General features: G+C 69.5%; 20 protein-coding genes and 2 pseudogenes. 13 read left to right on the forward strand and 9 right to left on the reverse strand.

The genetic code is table 11. The features are described from left to right. Nucleotides 1-848, reverse strand: a pseudogene (locus A5698_RS06425) (alpha/beta hydrolase); the annotation flags it as partial. After that, nucleotides 845-1,120 (reverse strand): DUF7162 family protein, encoded by a 276-nt coding sequence (locus tag A5698_RS06430; RefSeq protein ID WP_067085278.1) that lies wholly within the window; start codon nt 1,118-1,120, stop codon nt 845-847. The pseudogene A5698_RS06425 and the gene A5698_RS06430, both read right to left, overlap by 4 nt. Nucleotides 1,121-1,274: 154 nt before the next feature. Between A5698_RS06430 and pafA the strand changes: the two genes are divergently transcribed. The 8 genes from pafA (at nt 1,275) to A5698_RS06470 (ending at nt 10,536) form a co-directional block, all read left to right on the forward strand. Then, nucleotides 1,275-2,633, forward strand: coding sequence for a Pup--protein ligase (gene pafA, locus A5698_RS06435; RefSeq protein WP_156613781.1), 1,359 nt, complete (start codon nt 1,275-1,277; stop codon nt 2,631-2,633). Between the two features lie 120 nt (nt 2,634-2,753). Further along, nucleotides 2,754-3,590, forward strand: a complete 837-nt coding sequence (locus tag A5698_RS06440) for an endonuclease domain-containing protein (RefSeq protein ID WP_068294600.1) — start codon at nt 2,754-2,756, stop codon at nt 3,588-3,590. 86 nt (nt 3,591-3,676) lie between these two features. Then, nucleotides 3,677-4,672 carry a helix-turn-helix transcriptional regulator gene (locus A5698_RS06445; protein WP_067085284.1) on the forward strand — a complete coding sequence of 332 codons (996 nt, stop codon included), beginning with the start codon at nt 3,677-3,679 and terminating at the stop codon, nt 4,670-4,672. Further along, nucleotides 4,669-5,628 (forward strand): helix-turn-helix transcriptional regulator, encoded by a 960-nt coding sequence (locus A5698_RS06450; RefSeq protein ID WP_067085286.1) that lies wholly within the window; start codon nt 4,669-4,671, stop codon nt 5,626-5,628. The genes A5698_RS06445 and A5698_RS06450 overlap by 4 nt, the downstream gene beginning before the upstream one ends. A 35-nt stretch (nt 5,629-5,663) precedes the next feature. Then, nucleotides 5,664-5,927 (forward strand): Sec-independent protein translocase subunit TatA, encoded by a 264-nt coding sequence (gene tatA / locus A5698_RS06455; protein WP_068294603.1) that lies wholly within the window; start codon nt 5,664-5,666, stop codon nt 5,925-5,927. A gap of 51 nt (nt 5,928-5,978) precedes the next feature. Beyond that, nucleotides 5,979-6,929, forward strand: a complete 951-nt coding sequence (gene tatC / locus A5698_RS06460; protein ID WP_068294606.1) for a twin-arginine translocase subunit TatC — start codon at nt 5,979-5,981, stop codon at nt 6,927-6,929. Then, nucleotides 6,919-9,681: a DEAD/DEAH box helicase gene (locus A5698_RS06465; RefSeq protein ID WP_502688879.1), complete on the forward strand. Its 2,763-nt coding sequence runs from the start codon at nt 6,919-6,921 to the stop codon at nt 9,679-9,681. Before tatC ends, A5698_RS06465 begins: the two co-directional genes overlap by 11 nt. 60 nt (nt 9,682-9,741) lie before the next feature. After that, nucleotides 9,742-10,536: a DUF4333 domain-containing protein gene (locus A5698_RS06470; RefSeq protein WP_068294612.1), complete on the forward strand. Its 795-nt coding sequence runs from the start codon at nt 9,742-9,744 to the stop codon at nt 10,534-10,536. A 10-nt stretch (nt 10,537-10,546) separates the two neighbouring features. Here the strand turns inward: A5698_RS06470 and A5698_RS06475 are convergent, their stop codons facing one another. After that, nucleotides 10,547-11,503: a 5'-3' exonuclease gene (locus tag A5698_RS06475; RefSeq protein WP_068294638.1), complete on the reverse strand. Its 957-nt coding sequence runs from the start codon at nt 11,501-11,503 to the stop codon at nt 10,547-10,549. 69 nt (nt 11,504-11,572) lie between these two features. Between A5698_RS06475 and A5698_RS06480 the strand changes: the two genes are divergently transcribed. Next, nucleotides 11,573-12,700: a M24 family metallopeptidase gene (locus tag A5698_RS06480; protein WP_068294615.1), complete on the forward strand. Its 1,128-nt coding sequence runs from the start codon at nt 11,573-11,575 to the stop codon at nt 12,698-12,700. A gap of 66 nt (nt 12,701-12,766) precedes the next feature. On the opposite strand, the gene A5698_RS06485 is transcribed toward A5698_RS06480, so the two are convergent. After that, nucleotides 12,767-13,192 (reverse strand): F420-dependent biliverdin reductase, encoded by a 426-nt coding sequence (locus A5698_RS06485; RefSeq protein WP_068294618.1) that lies wholly within the window; start codon nt 13,190-13,192, stop codon nt 12,767-12,769. A gap of 35 nt (nt 13,193-13,227) precedes the next feature. Here A5698_RS06485 and dprE2 point away from each other — a divergent pair, with 35 nt between their 5' ends. Genes dprE2 through A5698_RS06505 form a run of 4 tightly spaced genes read left to right on the forward strand, consistent with a single transcriptional unit; the run spans nt 13,228 to nt 16,694 of the window. Next, nucleotides 13,228-13,986: a decaprenylphospho-beta-D-erythro-pentofuranosid-2-ulose 2-reductase gene (dprE2, locus tag A5698_RS06490; protein ID WP_068294621.1), complete on the forward strand. Its 759-nt coding sequence runs from the start codon at nt 13,228-13,230 to the stop codon at nt 13,984-13,986. A 28-nt stretch (nt 13,987-14,014) separates the two neighbouring features. Next, on the forward strand, nt 14,015-15,199 hold the full coding sequence (gene cbiE, locus A5698_RS06495; RefSeq protein ID WP_084792298.1) for a precorrin-6y C5,15-methyltransferase (decarboxylating) subunit CbiE: 1,185 nt from the start codon (nt 14,015-14,017) through the stop codon (nt 15,197-15,199). After that, on the forward strand, nt 15,196-15,951 hold the full coding sequence (gene cobM / locus A5698_RS06500) for a precorrin-4 C(11)-methyltransferase (RefSeq protein WP_068294624.1): 756 nt from the start codon (nt 15,196-15,198) through the stop codon (nt 15,949-15,951). The genes cbiE and cobM overlap by 4 nt, the downstream gene beginning before the upstream one ends. Beyond that, nucleotides 15,951-16,694: a cobalt-precorrin-6A reductase gene (locus tag A5698_RS06505; RefSeq protein ID WP_068294626.1), complete on the forward strand. Its 744-nt coding sequence runs from the start codon at nt 15,951-15,953 to the stop codon at nt 16,692-16,694. Before cobM ends, A5698_RS06505 begins: the two co-directional genes overlap by 1 nt. Here A5698_RS06505 and A5698_RS29720 read toward each other — a convergent pair. The 5 genes and pseudogenes from A5698_RS29720 to cobJ form a co-directional block, all read right to left on the reverse strand. Then, complete coding sequence (locus A5698_RS29720) at nt 16,660-17,178, reverse strand: FAD-dependent monooxygenase (RefSeq protein WP_286144358.1); 519 nt, start codon at nt 17,176-17,178, stop codon at nt 16,660-16,662. The genes A5698_RS06505 and A5698_RS29720 overlap by 35 nt on opposite strands. Further along, the gene (locus A5698_RS29320; RefSeq protein WP_231967316.1) at nt 17,076-17,321 is read right to left on the reverse strand and encodes a hypothetical protein; all 246 of its coding nucleotides are present in this window, start codon (nt 17,319-17,321) and stop codon (nt 17,076-17,078) included. Before A5698_RS29320 ends, A5698_RS29720 begins: the two co-directional genes overlap by 103 nt. Nucleotides 17,322-17,611: 290 nt before the next feature. After that, nucleotides 17,612-17,725 (reverse strand): annotated as a pseudogene (locus tag A5698_RS29815) (NAD-binding protein); the annotation flags it as partial. A 4-nt stretch (nt 17,726-17,729) separates the two neighbouring features. Then, nucleotides 17,730-18,800: a phosphotransferase family protein gene (locus tag A5698_RS06520; RefSeq protein WP_068294635.1), complete on the reverse strand. Its 1,071-nt coding sequence runs from the start codon at nt 18,798-18,800 to the stop codon at nt 17,730-17,732. 65 nt (nt 18,801-18,865) lie between these two features. Beyond that, a partial coding sequence (cobJ, locus tag A5698_RS06525) for a precorrin-3B C(17)-methyltransferase (protein WP_068294644.1) occupies nt 18,866-20,261 on the reverse strand: 1,396 nt, incomplete at its 5' end.

A 20,261-nucleotide genomic window follows, 5' to 3' on the forward strand; every position in this document is an offset into this window, starting at 1 on the left:
CGTGCGGGATCGAAGCCGAGGAGCTGACGGTCGAGGCGGCCGTGTTTGCCTGCGGGGTCGTCGATCTCACCGAGCAGCTCCTGGTACACCGCAAGGCGTTCGGGGTCGGGTTCGCGCAGCACGGCCTGCGCGACGTTGGTGCGGTTGGCCTGAACCCGCATCTCCCACGGCACGCCGTCGGTGTTGCCGACCTGCTCGGGAAACTCGTGGACCAACCGCTGGCGCTGCTCGGGCGTCAGCGCCGCGATCTGGGCAGCGATCCCGTCCTGGCTCGTCGTCGGCCACGCGGCGACGACGTCGGCGTCGGCGGTCTGCGCACCGGCCGGCAGGGGGATCGCGAGTGCCTCGGCGATGTCGGCGGCGGCGTCGGCGTCCGCGGCGTCCAGCCGATCCAGCGCCGCAGTGAGTCGGTCGGTCAGCTCGTCGGCGCGCACGGTGAGCATCTCCGCGGCGACGGACGGCGCACCGCCCGACAGCGTGACCAGCAGCGACGACGGCGGGGCATGCACCGCGACCGACCCGGTGTCGTCGACGGTGAAGCCCTCCGAGCGCGCGGTGTCCACCAGCGTCAGCACGCCGGCCCGGGCCGCGCCGAGCTGGGCGGCACCGTCGCGGGCGGCAGCGGCCGCCAAGACCAGGGCCCGCGCGAGCGTATCCGCCGTCGCGACAATGCTTTTCGCCTTCATGCCGGCGGCGTCGGCGGCCGTACCGGTCCAGAAGCTGAGATCGGCGGGCAGGGTGTCGGCGTGCGCGGACAGGAACCGGGCATTGCCGTCCCACCCGTCGGCCAGCCGGTTCAGCGCGGCAGGCTGCCACGCTTCGACCTGGCCGATGGTCGGCCGCGTCACCGTCCGATGCGGTCGCCGGTGCGTTGTTCGGCGCGTTCGAACGCGTCCGCCGAGATTCGGGCCGCGAGCGCCCAACCGCGCATGATGGCGACGACTTCGGCGAGTCCGGGCGCGACGGGCGCCGGTTCGGCGACGCCGGCGACGGCCGTGCCGCGAAGGTCGTCCGGATTCAATTCGGGCCAACGCATCTCGGCGATCCGGTCGGCGGCGGTCATGACCCGGTCGGCGACGGTGCGCAGTTGCGACACGTCGACTTCAACGATTTCCCCCATGGCTCATGCTGACAGAACCGGCGGCCACGCCGCTGAAGTTATCCACAGGCCCGCGCCCTTACGGACCGCCGCGAGGATGTCAACCGAAGGTCCGCCGCCTTCTTCGGCGCGGCTTGCCCTCCGTGACCGGCGAGCAACAAGTAGTCTCGATGAGGTGCAGCGACGAATCATGGGCATCGAGACCGAATTCGGTGTCACCTGCACGTTCCACGGCCACCGTCGGCTCAGCCCCGACGAGGTGGCTCGCTACCTCTTCCGGCGAGTCGTGTCGTGGGGCCGCAGTTCGAACGTCTTCCTCCGAAACGGCGCCCGGCTCTACCTCGACGTGGGCAGTCACCCCGAGTACGCCACCGCCGAATGCGACAGCCTGACGCAGTTGGTCACGCATGACCGGGCGGGTGAGCGGGTGCTCGAGGACCTGCTGATCGACGCCGAACAGCGGCTGGCCGACGAGGGCATCGGCGGTGACATCTACCTGTTCAAGAACAACACCGACTCGGCGGGCAACTCCTACGGCTGCCACGAGAACTACCTGATCGTGCGGGCCGGCGAGTTCTCGCGGATCTCCGACGTGCTGCTGCCGTTCCTGGTGACCCGCCAGCTGATCTGCGGTGCGGGCAAGGTGCTGCAGACCCCGAAGGCCGCGACGTTCTGCCTGAGCCAGCGTGCCGAGCACATCTGGGAGGGTGTCTCGTCGGCGACCACTCGGTCGCGCCCGATCATCAACACCCGCGACGAGCCGCACGCCGACGCCGAGAAGTACCGCAGGCTGCACGTCATCGTCGGCGACTCGAACATGTGCGAGGCCACGACGATGCTCAAGGTCGGCACCGCGTCGCTGGTGCTCGAGATGATCGAGGCCGGGGTCGCGTTCCGCGACTTCTCGCTGGACAACCCGATCCGCGCGATCCGCGAGGTCAGCCACGACCTGACCGGCCGCCGTCCGGTGCGCCTCGCAGGCGGCAGGCAGGCCAGCGCGCTCGACATCCAGCGCGAGTACTACTCCCGCGCCGTCGAGTACCTGCAGAGCCGCGAGCCCAACACGCAGATCCAGCAGGTCGTCGACCTGTGGGGTCGCCAGCTCGACGCCGTGGAGAGCCAGGACTTCGCCAAGGTCGACACCGAGATCGACTGGGTGATCAAGCGCAAGCTGTTCCAGCGCTATCAGGACCGCTACAACATGGAGCTGTCCGATCCGAAGATCAGCCAGCTCGACCTCGCGTATCACGACATCAAGCGCGGTCGCGGCGTGTTCGACCTGCTGCAGCGCAAGGGCCTGGCCGCGCGGATCACCACCGACGAGGACATCGAGGCGGCCGTCAACACCCCGCCGCAGACCACGAGGGCCAAGCTGCGCGGCGAGTTCATCAGCGCCGCGCAGGAGGCGGGCCGGGACTTCACCGTCGACTGGGTGCATCTCAAGCTCAACGATCAGGCGCAGCGCACGGTGCTGTGCAAGGACCCGTTCCGGTCGGTCGACGAGCGGGTGAAGCGGCTGATCGCCTCGATGTAAGTCTCGCGAGCGCTCACTCTTGTACGGTTCGGGGCTCGGATTCTGTACAAGGATGAGCGCTCGGCAACTATCCACAGGGGCTATTGGCGCTCACGGCTCCCGGAATCCAACAATTCGTGAATGCCGCCAGAACTTCGCGCCGTGTTCGCCGCACAGGGAGCGGTTGCGACCTCTGCGCAAATCCTGCGGCACCTGACCCGTCGCGCTATGCAGCGCCGACTGCGGTCGGGCGAGTTGGTGCGGATCTACCCCGGCATCTACAGCCTCGGTACGCCCGACGTGCAGACACGCCTGCGGGGGTTGGACCTCCGGTGTGGTGAATCGGTGATTGTGTATCTGGGCACCGCGGCGGCGATGTTCGGTTTCGATACCGAGGGCGTCACCGACCTCCACGTCCTCAATCCCACCGGCCATCTGCTGCGCGACCACGACGGCCTGAAGGTGCACCCGGCATGGACGGCGGTCGAGGTGGCCCGCAGCCTCCGGCGTCCGCGTGCTCTGGCGACGCTCGACGCGGCATTGCGCAGCGGCACGTGCGACCGGCACCAATTGCGACTCGCTGCGAAAGCCCAATGTGGCAGGCGCGGAATCGTCGCGGTGCGCGAACTGATCGCGTTGGCTCGGCCGGAGGCGGAATCGCCGATGGAAAGCGAAGCCCGACTGGTGATGGTCGACGGAGGATTGCCGGATCCCCTTCTCCAATACGAGATTCTCGACCGCGACGGCCTGTTGTGGCGCGTCGACTTCGCATGGCCCAACCAACGCCTCGCCGTCGAGTACGACGGATTCAACTGGCACAGTTCGCCCGACGCGTTGCGCAGAGATCGCCATAAGCGAGCGGCCCTTGAGGAGGTTGGATGGCGGGTCCTGTCGATCGTCAGTGACGACGTGCGTCGCCGCCCCGAGGTGATGCTGCGTCGCATCGACGCCCATCTCACCCGCACGGCCGCTGCGTGAGCGCTCACCTATGTACGGTTTCGACGCGAAAACTCGTACAAGGCTGAGCGCTCGCCGGGCAGACCGGACACCCTAAGCTGGGTCGAGTGGCGATCTCCAAAGTCGAGCGGCTGATGAACCTCGTGATCGCGCTGCTGTCGACACGGAATTTCATCACTGCCGAGCGGATCCGGCAGACGGTTTCCGGCTACTCGGACAGCGCCAGCGACGAGGCATTCTCCCGCATGTTCGAGCGCGACAAGAACGAGCTGCGCGACTTGGGCATACCGCTGGAGACCGGACGGGTCTCGCAGTTCGACCCGACCGAGGGCTACCGGATCAACCGCGACGCCTACGCGCTGCCGGCGGTCGAGCTGACCCCTGACGAGGCCGCCGCCGTCGCGGTGGCCACCCAGCTGTGGGAGTCGCCGGAACTCATCACCGCCACTCAGGGCGCCCTGCTGAAGCTGCGCGCGGCGGGCATCGACATCGACGCGGTCGAGGCCGCTCCGGCGATCACGTCGACCGCGGCGTTGCCCGGCCTGCGCGGGTCGGAAGAGGTGCTGGGAATCCTGTTGTCCGCCATCGACTCCGGACAGGCGGTGCAGTTCCCGCACCGGCCGTCGCGCAGCGACCCGTACACCACCCGCACGGTGGAGCCCTGGGGCGTCATCACCCACCGCGGCCGCTGGTATCTGGTGGGGCACGACCGTGACCGCGACGCCACCCGCACGTTCCGGCTCTCCCGCATCGGCGCCGAGGTGGCGACGGTCGGGCCGCCGGGTGCGGTCAAGCGGCCGCGCGACGTCGACCTGCGCGAGATCGTCGAACGCGCCGTGAGCGAGTGGCCCTCCGGTGGCCAGGCCCGCGTGTGGATCGCCGAGGGCAGGGGCACGGCGCTGCGACGACGGGCCGCGGCGACGGCCCCGGAAACGCTCAACGGCCGCGCGGGCGAGGTGATCACCCTCGACATCGGGATGTTCGACCGGCTGGCCCGCGAGATCGCCAGCTACGGCCCGGACGCGGTCGCGCTCGAACCGGAGTCGCTGCGGGAGGACGTGCTGGCCAGGCTGCGGGCGCAGGCGAAGGCGGATCGCGCATGACGGCCGTGTCGACCCGGCTGGTCCGGTTGCTCAACATGGTGCCGTACTTCCAGGCCAACCCGAAGATCACCTACGCCGAGGCGGCCTCGGATCTCGGCGTCAGCGTCAAGCAGCTGCGCGAGGACCTCAACCAGCTGTGGATGTGCGGGCTGCCTGGCTACGGGCCCGGCGACCTGATCGACTTCGAATTCTCCGGCGACACAATCGAAGTCACGTTCACCGCGGGCATCGACCACCCGCTGCGGCTGACGTCGCCGGAGGCGACCGGCGTGCTGGTGGCCCTGCGCGCGCTGGCCGACGTGCCGGGCATGGTCGATCCGGAGGCGGCGCGCAGCGCAATCGCCAAGATCGAGAACGCCGCGGGCACCGTCGGCAGCGACGGCGCGGCGGTCGAAGAACCGGCGCCGATCGAGAGTGACGCGGCCGCGGCGGTGCGGGCGGCCGTCCGTGACGGGCGGGCGTTGTCGATCGAGTACTACTCGGCTTCGCACGACATGCTGACCAGCCGCATCGTCGACCCGATCCGCGTCGTGCTGGTCGGCGACCACAGCTACCTGGAGGCGTGGTGCCGCACCGCCGAGGGGGTGCGGCTGTTCCGGTTCGACCGCATCGTCGACGCGCAGGTGCTCGACGAGCCCGCGGCGCCACCGCCACCGGCGGTGCAAGCCGAACCGGACACCTCGCTGTTCGACGCCGACCCGGCGCTGCCGTCGGCGACGCTGCTGATCGACCGTTCGGCGGCGTGGATGTTCGACTACTACCCGCTGCGGGTGAGCCGGGAGCTTCCGAACGGGGGGTGGGAGGCCGCGATGACCTACGCCTCCGACGACTGGATGGCCCGGTTCTTGCTCGGGTTCGGCTCCGCCGTGCGGGTGCTCGAACCCGCCGACCTCGCCGATCGGGTTCGCGAGTCGGCGCATGCCGCGTTGCGCGCCTACGGCGAAAAGACCGAGTGACGGTAGACTGGCCCGGACGTCTGGAGGTGACCTAAATGGGCGGTCTACAACCCTGGCACTGGGTGATCGTTATCGCTGTATTCGTGCTGCTCTTCGGTGCCAAGAAGCTCCCGGACGCGGCGCGCTCGCTCGGCAAGTCGATGCGGATCTTCAAATCGGAGATCAAGGAGATGCAGTCCGATTCCAAGCCGGAAACGCCGCAGGCGACTCCGATCGCCTCGGAGCGGGTCGACAACGCCGCGCCAGACAACGCAACGGCCCCGACGACCGAGCAGCCCTCGGACAAACGTCCGGCCTGACCGTCGAGAATCGACTAACCGCGGCCACGCTGCCGCGTCAGTAGGCATGCCGTGCAGACCCCAGGACTCTTCCGAAAACTCGATCCTCGCCGACGGCGCTCCCGGGTCAACCCCGATGGCACGATGTCGCTGGTCGAGCACCTGCACGAACTACGCACCAGACTCCTGATCTCGGCCGCCGCGGTCGTCCTCACCACGACCCTGGGCTTCCTCTGGTACACCCACGGTGTCTTCGGACTGCCCAGCCTCGGTGACTGGCTTCGCGGCCCGTACTGCGCGCTGCCCCCGTCGTCCCGGGCGACCATCGCGCCCGGCGACGAGTGCCGACTTCTCGCCACCGCCCCGTTCGACCAGTTCATGCTGCGGTTGAAGGTCGCGCTGACGGCGGGCATCGTGCTGGCCTGCCCGGTGTGGCTCTACCAGATCTGGGCGTTCATCACCCCGGGGCTGTACAAGAAGGAGCGCCGGTTCGCGATCGCGTTCGTCACCGTCGGCGCGGGACTGTTCGTCGCGGGCGCGGTGCTGGCCTACCTGGTGCTGGCCACCGCGCTGGGCTTCCTGCTCACTGTCGGCAGCGACGTGCAGATCACCGCGCTGTCCGGCGACCAGTACTTCGGCTTCCTGATCAATCTGCTGCTGGTGTTCGGTTTCAGCTTCGAGTTCCCGCTGGTGATCGTGATGCTCAACGCGGTCGGCGTGCTGACCTACGAGCGGCTCAAGGCGTGGCGCCGCGGCCTGATCTTCGCGATGTTCGTCTTCGCCGCGCTGTTCACCCCCGGCTCGGATCCGTTCTCGATGCTGGCGCTGGCGGCGGCCCTGACGGTCCTCCTGGAGTTCGCGATCCAACTCGCGCGGCTGCACGACCGCCGCAAGGCCAAACGCGCCGCGCTCGAGGACATTCCCGACGACGCGGCGGCGCCGATCGGACCGGTCGAGCCCGTCGACGCGTCCAGCACCGTGCCGACATCCGCGCGGCATGTGATCGATGACGATGCCACCTAGTGAATTGGGCTGCCAGCTGGCCATATTCAGCGAGCAGTTGTCGTTCACGCTCGACGACTTCCAGCGCCGCTCGTGCGAAGCGCTGGAGAACGGGCACGGGGTGCTGGTGTGCGCCCCGACGGGTGCGGGCAAGACCGTCGTGGGGGAGTTCGCGGTGCACCTCGCGCTGGCGGCGGGCGGGAAATGCTTCTACACCACGCCGATCAAGGCGCTGAGCAACCAGAAGCACACCGATCTCGTGCGCCGGTACGGCCCGGAGAAGATCGGCCTGCTGACGGGGGACCAGTCGATCAACGGCGACGCCGACGTGGTTGTGATGACCACCGAGGTGCTGCGCAACATGCTCTACGCGAATTCGTCCTCACTGCACGGGCTTTCGTACGTCGTGATGGACGAGGTGCACTTCCTGGCCGACCGGATGCGCGGTGCGGTGTGGGAAGAGGTCATCCTGCACCTGCCCGACGAGGTGCGACTGGTCAGCCTGTCGGCCACGGTGAGCAATGCCGAGGAGTTCGGCGGCTGGATCCAGACCGTGCGCGGCGACACCGCGGTCATCGTCGACGAGCATCGCCCGGTTCCGCTGTGGCAGCACGTCTTGGTCGGCAAGCGGCTGTTCGACCTGTTCGACTACCGCGCCACCCGCGCCGACCGCGCTCCCAAGAGGCAGAACCGGGAGCTGGTGGTCGACCCGGAGTTGTTGCGCCACATCGCACATCGGCGCGAAGCCGACCGGCTCACCGACTGGCAGCCGCGGGGCCGGGGCCGTAACAGGGGCCGGCCGGCCATGTACCGCCCGCCGTCGCGGCCGGACGTGATCGCCACGCTGGACCGCGAAGAGCTGCTGCCCGCAATCACATTCATCTTCTCGCGTGCGGGCTGCGACGCGGCGGTCAAGCAGTGCCTGCGGTCGTCGCTGCGGCTGACCACCAACGAGGAACGGGCCCGCATCGCCGAGGTCGTTGACCGTCGCTGCGGCGATCTGCCCGAGTCCGACCTGATCGTCCTGGACTACCACGAATGGCGTGAGGGGCTGCTGCGCGGCCTGGCCGCCCACCACGCAGGCATGCTGCCGGTGTTCCGTCACACCGTGGAGGAGCTGTTCTCCGCGGGTTTGGTGAAGGCTGTATTCGCTACGGAGACATTGGCTTTGGGCATCAACATGCCCGCCCGCACGGTGGTTCTGGAGCGGTTGGTGAAGTTCAACGGCGAGCAACACGTTCCGTTGACGCCCGGCGAGTACACTCAGCTGACCGGGCGCGCCGGCCGTCGCGGCATCGACGTCGAGGGCCATGCGGTGGTGCTGTGGACCCCCGACGTCGAACCCGCCGAGGTGGCGGGGCTGGCGTCCACCCGGACGTTCCCGCTGCGCAGTTCCTTTGCGCCGTCGTACAACATGACGATCAACCTCGTCCGGCAGATGGGCCCGGCCCAGGCGCACAAACTGCTGGAGGCCTCGTTCGCGCAGTATCAGGCCGACCGGTCGGTGGTCGGGTTGCGCCGCGGCATCGAGCGCGGCGAGCGGATGCTCGAAGAGATCAGCGCCGAACTCGGCGACGACGCGATCCTCGACTACGTCCGGCTTCGGATGCAGATCTCCGAACGCGAACGCGCCCAGTCGCGAGCGTCGCGGTTGCAGCGCCGCAGGGCCGCCAACGAAGCGTTGGCATCACTGCGCCGCGGCGACATCATCACGATCACCCATGGCAGACGCGGGGGATTGGCCGTCGTGCTCGAACCGGCCCGCGACGACGAGGATCCCCGCCCGCTGGTGCTGACCGAACACCGCTGGGCCGGGCGGATCTCGTCGGCCGACTACTCGGGCACGTCGGCCCCGTTGGGGTCCATGCCGCTGCCCAAACGCGTCGAGCACCGCAACCCGCGCGCCCGGCGCGATCTGGCGTCGGCGCTGAACTCCGCGGCCGAACGCCTCGATGTCCCTCCGAAGAAGGGCAAACGCAGCGGCCCCGCGAACCCCGAACGCGACATCGACCCCGAACTCGCCGTTCTGAGGGAGCAATTGCGCGCCCACCCGGTGCACCACCGGCCCGACCGCGAGGAGAAGGCACGGCTGGCCGAGCGGTACCTGCGCATCGAGAAAGACAACGAGCAGATCCGGCAGAAGGTGGCGGCCGCGACGAACTCCTTGGCGCGCACGTTCGACCGGATCGTGGCGCTGCTGACCGAACGGGGATTCATCACCGGGGCCGCCGACGATCCGAAGGTGACCGACGACGGGCGCCTGCTGGCCCGGATCTACAGCGAGAGCGACCTGCTGGTGGCGGAGGCCCTGCGCACCGGCATCTGGGACGGGCTCGACGCGGCCGAACTGTCGGGCGTGGTGTCGGCGGTGCTCTACGAGGCACGCGGCGACACGCCGGGCGGGCGCGACGGCTTCGACATCCCGACCGGCAAGCTGCGCCGCGCGCTCAACCAGACGCGGCGGCTGTGGAGCGAGCTGCGCGCCGATGAACAACGCCACCGCATCACGGGCAGCCGCGAACCCGACGACGGATTCGTCGCGGCGATTTTCCGCTGGGCCACCACCGGCGACCTGACCAGCGCCCTGGCCGCGTCGGATGCCACAGGCAGCGGATCGCCGCTGTCGGCGGGTGATTTCGTGCGGTGGTGCCGACAGGTGCTCGACCTGCTCGACCAGGTGCGCAACGCCGCACCCAGCGCGGCGTTGCGGGCCACCGCGAAACGCGCGATAAACGACGTTCGACGCGGCGTCGTCGCTGTTGATGCGGGGTAATGTGTCGGGAGCAAGACGCCCAGATATTCGCGGCTCGGCCGCGGGTGAACAAGGAGTGATATGAGCGGACCGCAAGGATCTGATCCGACGCAGTCGTGGCCAGGCCAGCAGCCGGACCAGCCTACGGACCAGTCGTCCAGCGATCCATCGGCCAACCAGCAGTGGCAGCCGCAGGGTGGTGACGCGACCCAGGCGGCGCCGAATTGGCAGCCGCCCGCCTACGACCCCTCGCAGCAGGCTCAGCAGTATCCGCAGTACCAGCAGCCGGCGTATCAGCCCCCGCAGCAGTACCCGGGTGGCGAGCAGTACGGCCAGCCCGGATTCCAGCAGCCCGGCCAGTACGCGCAGCCGCACTACGGCCAGCCCTACGCGCAACCCGGACAGACCGGTTATCAGCCCGGCCAGTACGGCGATCAGTCCGGCCAGTTCGGTCAGCAGGCCGGCCAGTACGGCCAGCAGCCGGGGCAGTACGGCCAGTACCCGCAGTACGGCACACCCGGCTCCGAGGACGGTTCCAAGCGCTCACTGGCCGTGATCGGCGGCGTGATCGGCCTGCTGGCGGCGGTCATCGTCGCGGTGGTGCTGGTGCTGGGCTTCTGGAAGCCTGGCTTCTTCGTCACGACCAAGCTCGACATCGACGCCGCGCAGAGCGGGGTGCAGCAGATCCTCACCGACGAGGCCAACGGATACGGCGCCAAGAACGTCAAGGACGTCAAGTGCAACGACGGCCAGAACCCGACCGTTCAAAAGGGCGGCACGTTCGACTGCGAGGTCAGCATCGACGGCACCAAGCGCCAGGTGACGGTCACGTTCCAGGACGACAAAGGCACCTACGAGGTCGGCAGGCCCAAGTAAGCGGTAACCGCTAGCCGTCGAGCCCGTCGAGGGCCTTCTGCAACCGTCCGATCGAGGACGTGACGCCGTACGTCTCGGCGAGCTTGACCACCTTGCGTGGATGCTCGGCGGCCAGCGGCAGCGTGTCGTTCGGCGTCGACCAGTCCAGCTCGGCGTCGGTGGCCACCTTGACCACCGGGGCGGCCGCCTCGATGTAGTCGGCCGCCTTCAACAGCTTGGTCCGGTACGCCTTGCTCATCTTCGACTTCGGGTCGTTGGCCGCGGCGAGGATGTTCTCCAGCGACTTGTGCTGGGCCAGCAGCGTCGCCGCCGTCTTCTCGCCGATGCCGGGCACGCCGGGTAGGCCGTCGCTCGGATCACCGCGCAAGAGGGCGAGCTCGGCGTAGGCGCGCCCCGCCCGGTCGACGGGAACGCCGTACTTCTCCGCCACCTCGACCGGACCCCACTTCGTCGCCTTGGCCAGCCCGCTGCCCAGGTAGAGCACCCGCACCGGCACCGGCTCGTCGCGCACCAGCTGCAGCAGGTCCCGATCGCCGCTGACCACGACGACGGGGTCGCGTTCCTCGCGCGCAGCCAGGGTGCCGAGAACGTCGTCGGCCTCGTGCTCCGCGGCGCCGGCGGTGGGGATGCCGAACGCGTCGAGGATCTCGAAGATCATGTCGACCTGCGGGGTGAGTTCGTCGGGCACCTCTTCGACGTCGGGTTCGCCGTCGGGGTGCTCCTCGAGGACGCGATGCGCCTTGTAGGACGGGATGAGGTCGACGCGCCACTGCGGCCGCCAGTCGTCGTCGCGGCACACCACCAGCCGCCCGGGACGCTCCCGGGTGATCACCGTCGCCATGGCGTCGAGGAAGCCGCGCAGCGCGTTGACGGGGCGGCCGTCGGGCGCGGTGATCGAGTTGGGCACCCCGAAGTAGGAGCGAAACCACATGCTGGCGCCGTCGAGCAGGACGAGGGGAGCGGCCACGGTCACTGACAGTAGCGCGAAGGTCGAGGGAGGTCGCCACCTATTCGGGCGCGGATTAGCCTGAATCCCATGACGGCCAACCGATTCAGCACCGATGTCTACGCCTCCCGGCTGCGGGCCGCCGCTTCGGCGGCCGCCGAAGCAGGTCTCGCGGGCCTGGTCATCACGCCGGGCTACGACCTGCGCTACCTGATCGGTTCACGGGCGCAGACGTTCGAGCGGCTCACGGCGCTGGTGCTGCCTGCCGACGGCGAACCGACCGTCGTGGTGCCCCGACTGGAGCTGGCCGCGCTGAAGGAGTCCGCGGTCCCCGAACTCGGGCTGACGGTGCGCGACTGGGTCGACGGCGACGACCCCTACGCGTTGGTCGGCGATGCGCTCGGTGGTGGGACGTTGACGACCGCCGTCACGGACTCGATGCCCGCCCTGCATCTGCTGCCGCTCGCCGACGTGCTCGGCGCTGTACCGGTGTTGGCCACTGACGTGCTGCGCCGGCTGCGGATGATCAAGGATCCGGCCGAAATCGACGCGCTGCGCAAGGCCGGGGCCGCCATCGACCGGGTCCACGCGCGGGTCCCCGAATTCCTGGTGCCCGGCCGGACGGAAGCCGACGTCGCCGCCGATATCGCAGAAGCCATTGTCGCCGAGGGACATTCGGAGGTCGCGTTCATCATCGTCGGCTCGGGGCCGCACGGCGCCGACCCACATCACGAGTGCTCCGACCGCGAACTGCGCGCCGGTGACATCGTCGTCGTCGACATCGGCGGACCCTACGAGCCCGGCTACAACTCCGATTCGACCCGCACCTACAGCATCGGCGAACCGGACGCCGACGTCGCGCGTCGGTACGCGGTGCTGCAGCGCGCCCAGCGTGCGGCGGTCGAGGCCGTGAAGCCGGGCGTCACCGCCGAACAGGTCGACGCGGCCGCGCGTGACGTGCTGGCCGCCGAGGGTCTGGCGGACGCGTTCGTGCACCGCACCGGACACGGCATCGGGTTGTCGGTGCACGAGGAGCCCTACATCGTCGCCGGCAACACGCTGACCCTCGAGGCGGGGATGGCGTTCTCGGTCGAGCCGGGGATCTACTTTCCCGGCGAGTGGGGCGCGCGGATCGAGGACATCGTGATCGTCACCGCCGACGGGGCCGAGTCGGTGAACAACCGGCCGCACGATCTGGTGGTGGTACCCGTCACCTGATCCGCCGAACAGACGCAAACCTGCCGCTTTTTCCGCGATTTTGGGCAGTTTCGCGTCTGCTCGCGGTCAATCGGTGATGCGGTCCAACAGGTCCGAGGAGCCCAACACGCGCTCGACGCGGACCTCGATGACGACGCGCTTCGGGTTCACTCGCGGCGTGCGATACCGCTGCGCGTAGCGCAGTTCGGCGTCGCGGACGGCGTCGGGGTCGGTGTTGACCGTGGCCTTGCCCTCGAGCGACAACCACCGCGCACCGTCGACCTGGCTGAGCACCGCGACGCCCTGGCGCTCGGCGTTCACCGCCTTCTGGGAGCCGCCGCTGGTGATGACGCGCGCGATGTGGGTCGCGGGGTCGAATGTGAACCCGACGGCGACGACGTGCGGCGAGTTGTCCGAGCGCAGGGTCGTCAGCATCGCGAGGTGACGCTCGGACAGGAACGCGAGCGCGTCGGTGGTGAGCCGGGTGGTCGCCCGGCGGCTGGACTGGGCCATCGGCCTTCACGGTAGCGCAGGACATAATCGCTGCCATGACAGACACGGCTGACGCGCGTCCGCCATTGGTCGTGATTTTCGGCGGTCGCAGCGAAATCGGCCTCGAGGTGGCCACGCGCCTGGCGCCGGGGGCGGCGGTGCTGCTGGCGGCGCGCCGCTCGGACGACCTGAACGCCGAGGTGGCCGCGGTCCGTGCGGCAGGCGCCGCCGCGGTGCACCCGTGTGAGTTCGACGCCGATGACCTCGACTCGCACGGACCGCTCGTCGAGTCGATCGTCGCCGAGCACGGCCCGATCGCCACCGCGGTGCTGGCGTTCGGCATCCTCGGCGACCAGGCCCGCGCGGAGAAGGATCCCGCGCACGCCGCGGCGATCGTGCACACCGATTTCGTTGCCCAGGTCAGCCTGTTGACCGTGCTGGCGGAGACGATGCGCGCCGCGGGTTCCGGATCCCTCATTGCGTTCTCGTCGGTGGCCGGTGTGCGGGTGCGGCGCGCCAACTACGTGTACGGCTCCGCCAAGGCGGGGCTCGACGGGTTCTGCGGCGGGCTCGCCGACGCGCTGCACGGGTCGGGGGTTCAGCTGCTGGTGGTCCGGCCGGGGTTCGTGGTCGGCCGCATGACCGAGGGGATGAAGCCCGCGCCGCTGTCGAGCACGCCGGCGCAGGTGGCCGACGCGACCGTCCGTGCGCTGCGTCGTCGCCGCCGCACGGTGTGGGTGCCCGCGCCGCTGGCTCTGCTCGCACTGGCGTTCCGGATGACGCCGCGGGTCGTGTGGCGGAGGTTGCCGCGATGAGCGCTCGCGCGAAGAGCAGAGGGTTGTGATGATCATCGTCGTCGGTATCGGCGCCGACGGTATGGCGGGCTTGTCGCCTGCCTCCCGCGCCGAACTCGCTAGGGCCACCGTGGTTTACGGATCGCAGCGCCAACTCGATCTGCTCGACGACAGCGTCACCGCGTCGCGTCGGGAGTGGCCGTCCCCGATGCTGCCCGCGCTGCGCACGCTGCTCGACGATGCCGATGCCGACGGCGACGTGCACGTCGTGGCCAGCGGTGACCCGTTGCTGCACGGCGTCGGCAGCTCGCTGATCCGGATTTACGGTCCCGACCAGGTGGCGGTGCTGCCGCACGTGTCCTCGGTGACGCTGGCGTGCGCGCGGATGGGCTGGCCGGTGCAGGACACCGAGGTGATCAGTTTGGTCTGGAGCGAACCGCACACCGCGGTGCGCCGCGGCGGCGAGGCGGTGGTGATGTCGCGCGACGGCTCGACTCCCGCCGCGCTGGCACAGCTGTTGGCGGACACCGGTCGCGGCGACTCCGAACTCACGGTGCTCGAACAGCTCGGCGGCCCCGCGGAGCGCCGCCGCACGGCGACCGCCCGCGAGTGGGCCGCCCAGCCGCCGGGCGACGTCGATGACCTCAACATGATCGCGGTGCGCTACCTGCCCGACGAGCGACGGCTCGGGGTGCTGCCCGACGACGTGTACGCCAACGACGGTCAGATCACCAAGCAGCCGGTGCGCGCGATTACGCTGGCGGCGCTCGCGCCGCGCCTTGGGCAGATGCTCTGGGACGTCGGTGCGGGGTCGGGCAGTATCGCCATCGAATGGTGCCGCAGCGGAACCGGTTGTCGGGCCGTGGCGTTCGAACGCGACGAGGAGCGCCGCAAACGCATCGTCGACAACGCGCTGGCGTTGGGCGCCCGGGTGGAGGTGCAGTTCGATGCGCCGGAGTCGTTCGACTTCGTACCCCCACCGGACGCGATTTTCGTCGGTGGCGGAATCACCCGACCGGGACTGCTGGAAGCGTGTTTCGACCGGTTGCCCTCCGGTGGTCGGCTCGTCGCCAACGCCGTCACCGTCGAGTCCGAGGCGCTTGTCGCCCAGTGGTATTCGCGATACGGCGGCGAGCTTCAGCGGTTCGCGCACTACCGCGGCGAGGCGCTCGGCGGCTTCACCGGCTGGCGGCCCGCGATGCCCGTGACGCAGTGGGTGGTGACCAAACCATGACCGTCTACTTCATCGGCGCGGGCCCCGGCGCGGCCGACCTGATCACCGTTCGGGGGCAGCGGCTGCTGCAGCGCTGCCCGGTGTGCCTGTACGCCGGTTCGATCATGCCCGAGGATCTGCTCGCGCTGTGCCCGCCCGACGCCCGCGTCGTCGACACCGGCCCGCTGACGCTCGATCAGATCGTCGGCGAGCTCGCCACCGCGCACGCCGCGGGGCTTGACGTGGCGCGACTGCATTCCGGTGACCCGTCGATCTACAGCGCGCTGGCCGAACAGTGCCGTCGCCTCGACGATCTCGGCGTCGACTACGAGATCGTGCCCGGGGTTCCGGCATTCGCCGCGGCCGCGGCCGCACTGGGGCGTGAGCTGACGGTTCCCGGTGTGGCGCAGACAATCACGCTGACGCGGGTGGCGACGCTGTCGACCGCGATGCCGCCGGGCGAGGATCTTCGTACGCTGTCGGCGCCGGGGGCGACCTTGGTGCTGCACCTGGCGGCCGCGCAGATCGACGCGATCGTCCCCGACCTGCTCGCCGGCGGCTACCAACCCGAAACACCCTGCGCGGTGGTCGCATTCGCGTCATGGCCGCAGCAGGAGGTGGTGCGCTGCACGCTGGCCGATCTCGCCGAGCAGACGAAGGCGACGGGCATCACCCGCACCGCGGTCATCGTGGTGGGCGACGTGCTGGGGGCCGAGGGCTTCGCCGACAGTTACCTGTACTCGTCGGGACGGGTCCGCCGGGGACAGCACTGATGCGAATCCTGTTGTTGGGCGGCACATCGGAGGCCCGCGCGCTCGCCGCGCGATTGCATCCCGAGGTCGATGTGATCAGCTCGCTGGCCGGCCGGGTACCCGACCCCGCGCTGCCGGTCGGCGAGGTGCGCATCGGCGGATTCGGCGGGGTCGACGGCCTGCGTCGGTGGTTGCACGACGAGCGCGTGGACGCCGTCGTCGACGCCACGCATCCGTACGCGGCGACGATGACCGCGCACGCCGCGGCCGTGTGCGCCGAACTCGAGCTGCCGCATCTGGTGCTGGCCAGACCCGTATGGCCGCCCGGCGACGCGACCGTCGTCACCGATGACGCCGAAGCGGCCAAAGTCGTTGCCGCGCAGGGCTACCAACGGGTGTTCGTGACCACCGGGCGCTCCGGCGCCGCGGCGTTCAAGGACGTCGACGCGTGGTTCCTGATCCGCGCGGTCACCCCGCCCGACGCCGCGGATCTGCCGTCGCGGCATCAGGTCGTGCTGTCGCGCGGCCCGTACCGCTACGACGACGAGCTTGCCCTGCTGCGGGAGCACCGCATCGACGCGCTGGTCACCAAGAACAGCGGCGGGGCGATGACGCGCGCCAAACTCGACGCCGCAGCGGATCTCAAAATCGCGGTGGTGATGGTCGACCGCCCGCCGCTGCCCGCCGGGGTGACGAAGGTCGCGTCGGTGGAGGAGGCGGTCGACTGGGTCAGGAGGATCGCGGGGGAGGCGTCCACCGGCTGACCGACCCGACGGAGGATGCCATCACGCTGTCGGGTGTCAGCCGCAGCGCTGTATTCCTCGCCGCGGCCAGGATCCGGAATTTGGGGATGGCTACTCGAGAGCCGGTCTTCGACACCCAATAGAGCGCGAACATCCGGGGCCTGCGCCGCGCTAGCTGCTCTATCCCGCCATGCGCGAGGGTGATCGCGTCCTCCATGGCCAGCGCGGCGCCCTGACCCAGCGTCGGGCGCATCGCGTGGGCGGAGTCACCGATGAGGACGACGCGTCCCTTCGAAAAGTTGCGCGGCGGGGCAACCTCGGTCAGTTCCACGGTCGAGATGCGATCGCTATCCGCCGCAGCGATCAGTTCGGGCAGGGGGTGGGGCCAATCGCGGTACGCGCTCAGATCGGCGTGGCCGGGGCGCGCTCCACCCCAGACGTATGTTCTGCGTCGGGCAACGGCAGGATCCCGAATTCGGCGAAACGGCCCCAGATTGCGCCGTATCCGTCGTTGATCTGCTGGTTGACAATCCATGTCCACGCGGTGATGCCGGTGCGATGTGGCGTCGCTTCGTGCGACCACAGCGTTCGACGTGCACGGCTGTGTGCACCGTCGGCGGCGACGACGAGATCGAATCGATGCTGCACCCCGTCAGCGTGGACCTCGCCGGTGGGCCGCACCTCGGTGACATTGCTGCGAAACCGAACACTCGCGTGTGGTACCTGCGCGAGAGCGATGTGAGAAGTATTGACCGCTCAGCAAGGCAGTAGTCGTCGCCGCCGGCAAATCGCGCCAGGGTGCTGCGCATCAGGACCCGGCCGGTGTCGCTGCGTATGGTCGCCGGGAGCCGCGCCATCGAGCTGGACGGAAACTGATCACGTACGCCGAGAATGTCCAGGCATCGCAGAGCATTCGGCGCGAGCGAAATCGCAGCGCTGCTCTCGACGATGCCGTCGGATCGCTCGAATACCGTCACGTCGTGTCCGCCCTGACGGAACGCGATCGCGGCCGCCAGCCCCGCGAAGCCGCAGCCGATCACCCCGACGCGCACGAGGTTACGAGTAGGAGGCGATGAGGTCGAGGGTCCCGAGTTCGCGGATGGCCCGGCAGCCGCGGCTCAACATGACGAGCATCATCTCGTCGCCGCGTTCGGTGGTCGACGCGAAGGCCGTGCCCAGCGCGACGAGCAGCGGCGCCTGCACCAGCCCGAGCCGGTAGTCATTCCAGCAGCTGTCGAGGTCGTAATCCTCGACGCCGTATCCGGTCAGCGCGCGGTGGTAGCACTCGACGAGGTCGCGCTCGATCTCGGCGCGCACCGCGGGTTCGAGGCTCGTCGCGGTGAAGTACGCGAGGTCGCGGCCCGGCAGCCCGATGCCGATCGTCTGCCAGTCCACCACGGTGATGCGGGTGCGATCCGGATCGAACAGCATGTTGTCCAGCCGGTAGTCGCCGTGCATCAGCGCGTAGCGGCCAGGTTCGGCCATCAACCAGTCGCTCACCGAAGCCATTGCGGCCGAGAGGGTTTCCTGATCGTCGGGGCTGATCGACGACCCCAGTCGGTCGTTGACGATGTCGCCGGCCATCTTGCACACGTCGCCCATGCCCTTCGCCGCCTCGGCGTCGCCGGGCTTGGGCATGACGATCGCCGACAGGTCCATCCACTCGGGCGCACACCAGCTCGGGCCGTGCAGCCCGGCCAGCGCCTCGACGGCCAACCGGGCCTCGGTCGGGCTGCAGCCGGCGATCTGATCGCCCTGCACCGCGGGCGCCATGTCGGCCAGCAGCAGCACGACGTCGGCTCCGTCGTCGGAGATGTTCTGGTAGTAGCTGCGCGGGACCGGGATTCGCATCCGGTCGGCGATCAGCGAGTAGAACTCGACCTCGGAGCGGTAGCCGAGCGCCACCCGTTCGCGCACCGCGTCGTCCTGGGCCGACAGCTTGATCGCGAACGACGGGGGCAGGTCCGTTGGCCCGCTGTAAGTCGCCGCGACGCGGTACGTGGCGCCGGTCTGGCCCGTCCCGATTGGCGTCACCTCGACCGTGTCGACGTCCGCCCGCAGCACTGATCCCAACCACGCCGGTGTTACATCTTCGGGTCCACGTGGAATGGCGAGAACGGATGTCACGCGCCGGACATTAACACCCTCGACCGTCGCGAGCGCTCAGCCTCATACGAAAACAGCGCCTAGAGCTACTGGGGGTAGCGTCGCGGCGTGAACACCCGGTCGCCGTCGTCGGTGTACCACTGGGTCTGCGAGGAGCCGATGATCAGCAGGCACCGCATGTCGACATCGGCGGGGTCGAGGTCGGCCAGGCGCACCACCGTGACCTCCTCGCGGGGCCCGGACACGTCGCGGCCGATCACCACCGGGGTGCCGGGGTCGCGATGTTCGAGCAGCAGGTCGCGCATCGCACCGACCTGCCACCTGCGGGTCTTCGAGGCGGGGTTGTAGATGGCCAACACCAGGTCGGCCTGCGCGGCGGCGGTCAACCGCGCGGCGATCACGTCCCACGGCTTGAGCCGGTCCGACAGCGAGATCACGGCATAGTCGTGTCCCAGCGGTGCGCCGACCCGGCTGGCGACGGCCTGCGCAGCGGTCATCGCCGGAACCACCCGCACCGAGACACCCGGCCACTGCTTGGCCTCCTCGAGGACCGCGGTCGCCATCGCGAAGACGCCCGGGTCACCGGAGGACACCACCGCGACGGCGCGGCCTTGTTCGGCGAGCGTGCACGCCAGCCGGGCGCGGGCGGGTTCGTCGGTGTTGTCGCTGGGGTGCTTGCGTTGACCGGCGCGGTTGCCGACCCGGTCGAGGTAGGGGCCGTAACCGATGAGGTCGGTGGCCGCGGCGAGTTCGCGACGGCACTGCGGGGTCATCCAATCGGTGCTGCCCGGGCCGAGCCCGACCACCGCGACGCTGCCGCTCACCGCATCGCGGTCGCGCCGGCCCGGCAGCATCGCGAGCGAGAAGTACGGGACGGTGGTGTCGTCGACCTCGCCGGCGCCGAGCACCCGTTGCTGCGGCGTGCTGGCCCGCTCGACGTAGAAGGCGTCGTCCAGCCGGCCGGCCGCCGAGAGTGCCTCGCGCACAGCCGGATACGACCGTCCCAGCTTGAGCATCACCGCCGCGTCGGTGTCCGAAAGTCGACGTTGGAGCTCGTCGGCGGGCAGCGTGCCCGGCAGGATGGTCAGCACCTCGTCGCCCTGGACGAGGGGAGTGGCCACCGCCGCCGACGCTGCGCTCACCGACGTCACCCCGGGCACGATCACCGCGTCGAACCGTTCGGTGAGCCGGGTGTGCATGTGCATATAGGAGCTGTAGAACAGCGGGTCGCCCTCGGCCAGCAGCGCCACGTTGCGCCCTGCCTCCAGATGGGCGGCGATGCGGTCGGCGGCCTCGCGGTAGAAGTCCTCCATCGCGCCGGCGTAGCCGCCCGGATGGTCGGTGGTCTCGGTCGTCACCGGGTAGACGAGATGCTCCTCGATCTGACCGGGACGCAGATACGGCTCCGCGATGCCGCGCGCGATGCTCTTACCGTGCCGGGCGCTGTGGTAGGCGACGACGTCGGCCTCGCCGATCACCCGC

Source organism: Mycobacterium sp. E136, from assembly GCF_001666865.1.
In the GTDB taxonomy this organism is placed as follows: domain Bacteria; phylum Actinomycetota; class Actinomycetes; order Mycobacteriales; family Mycobacteriaceae; genus Mycobacterium.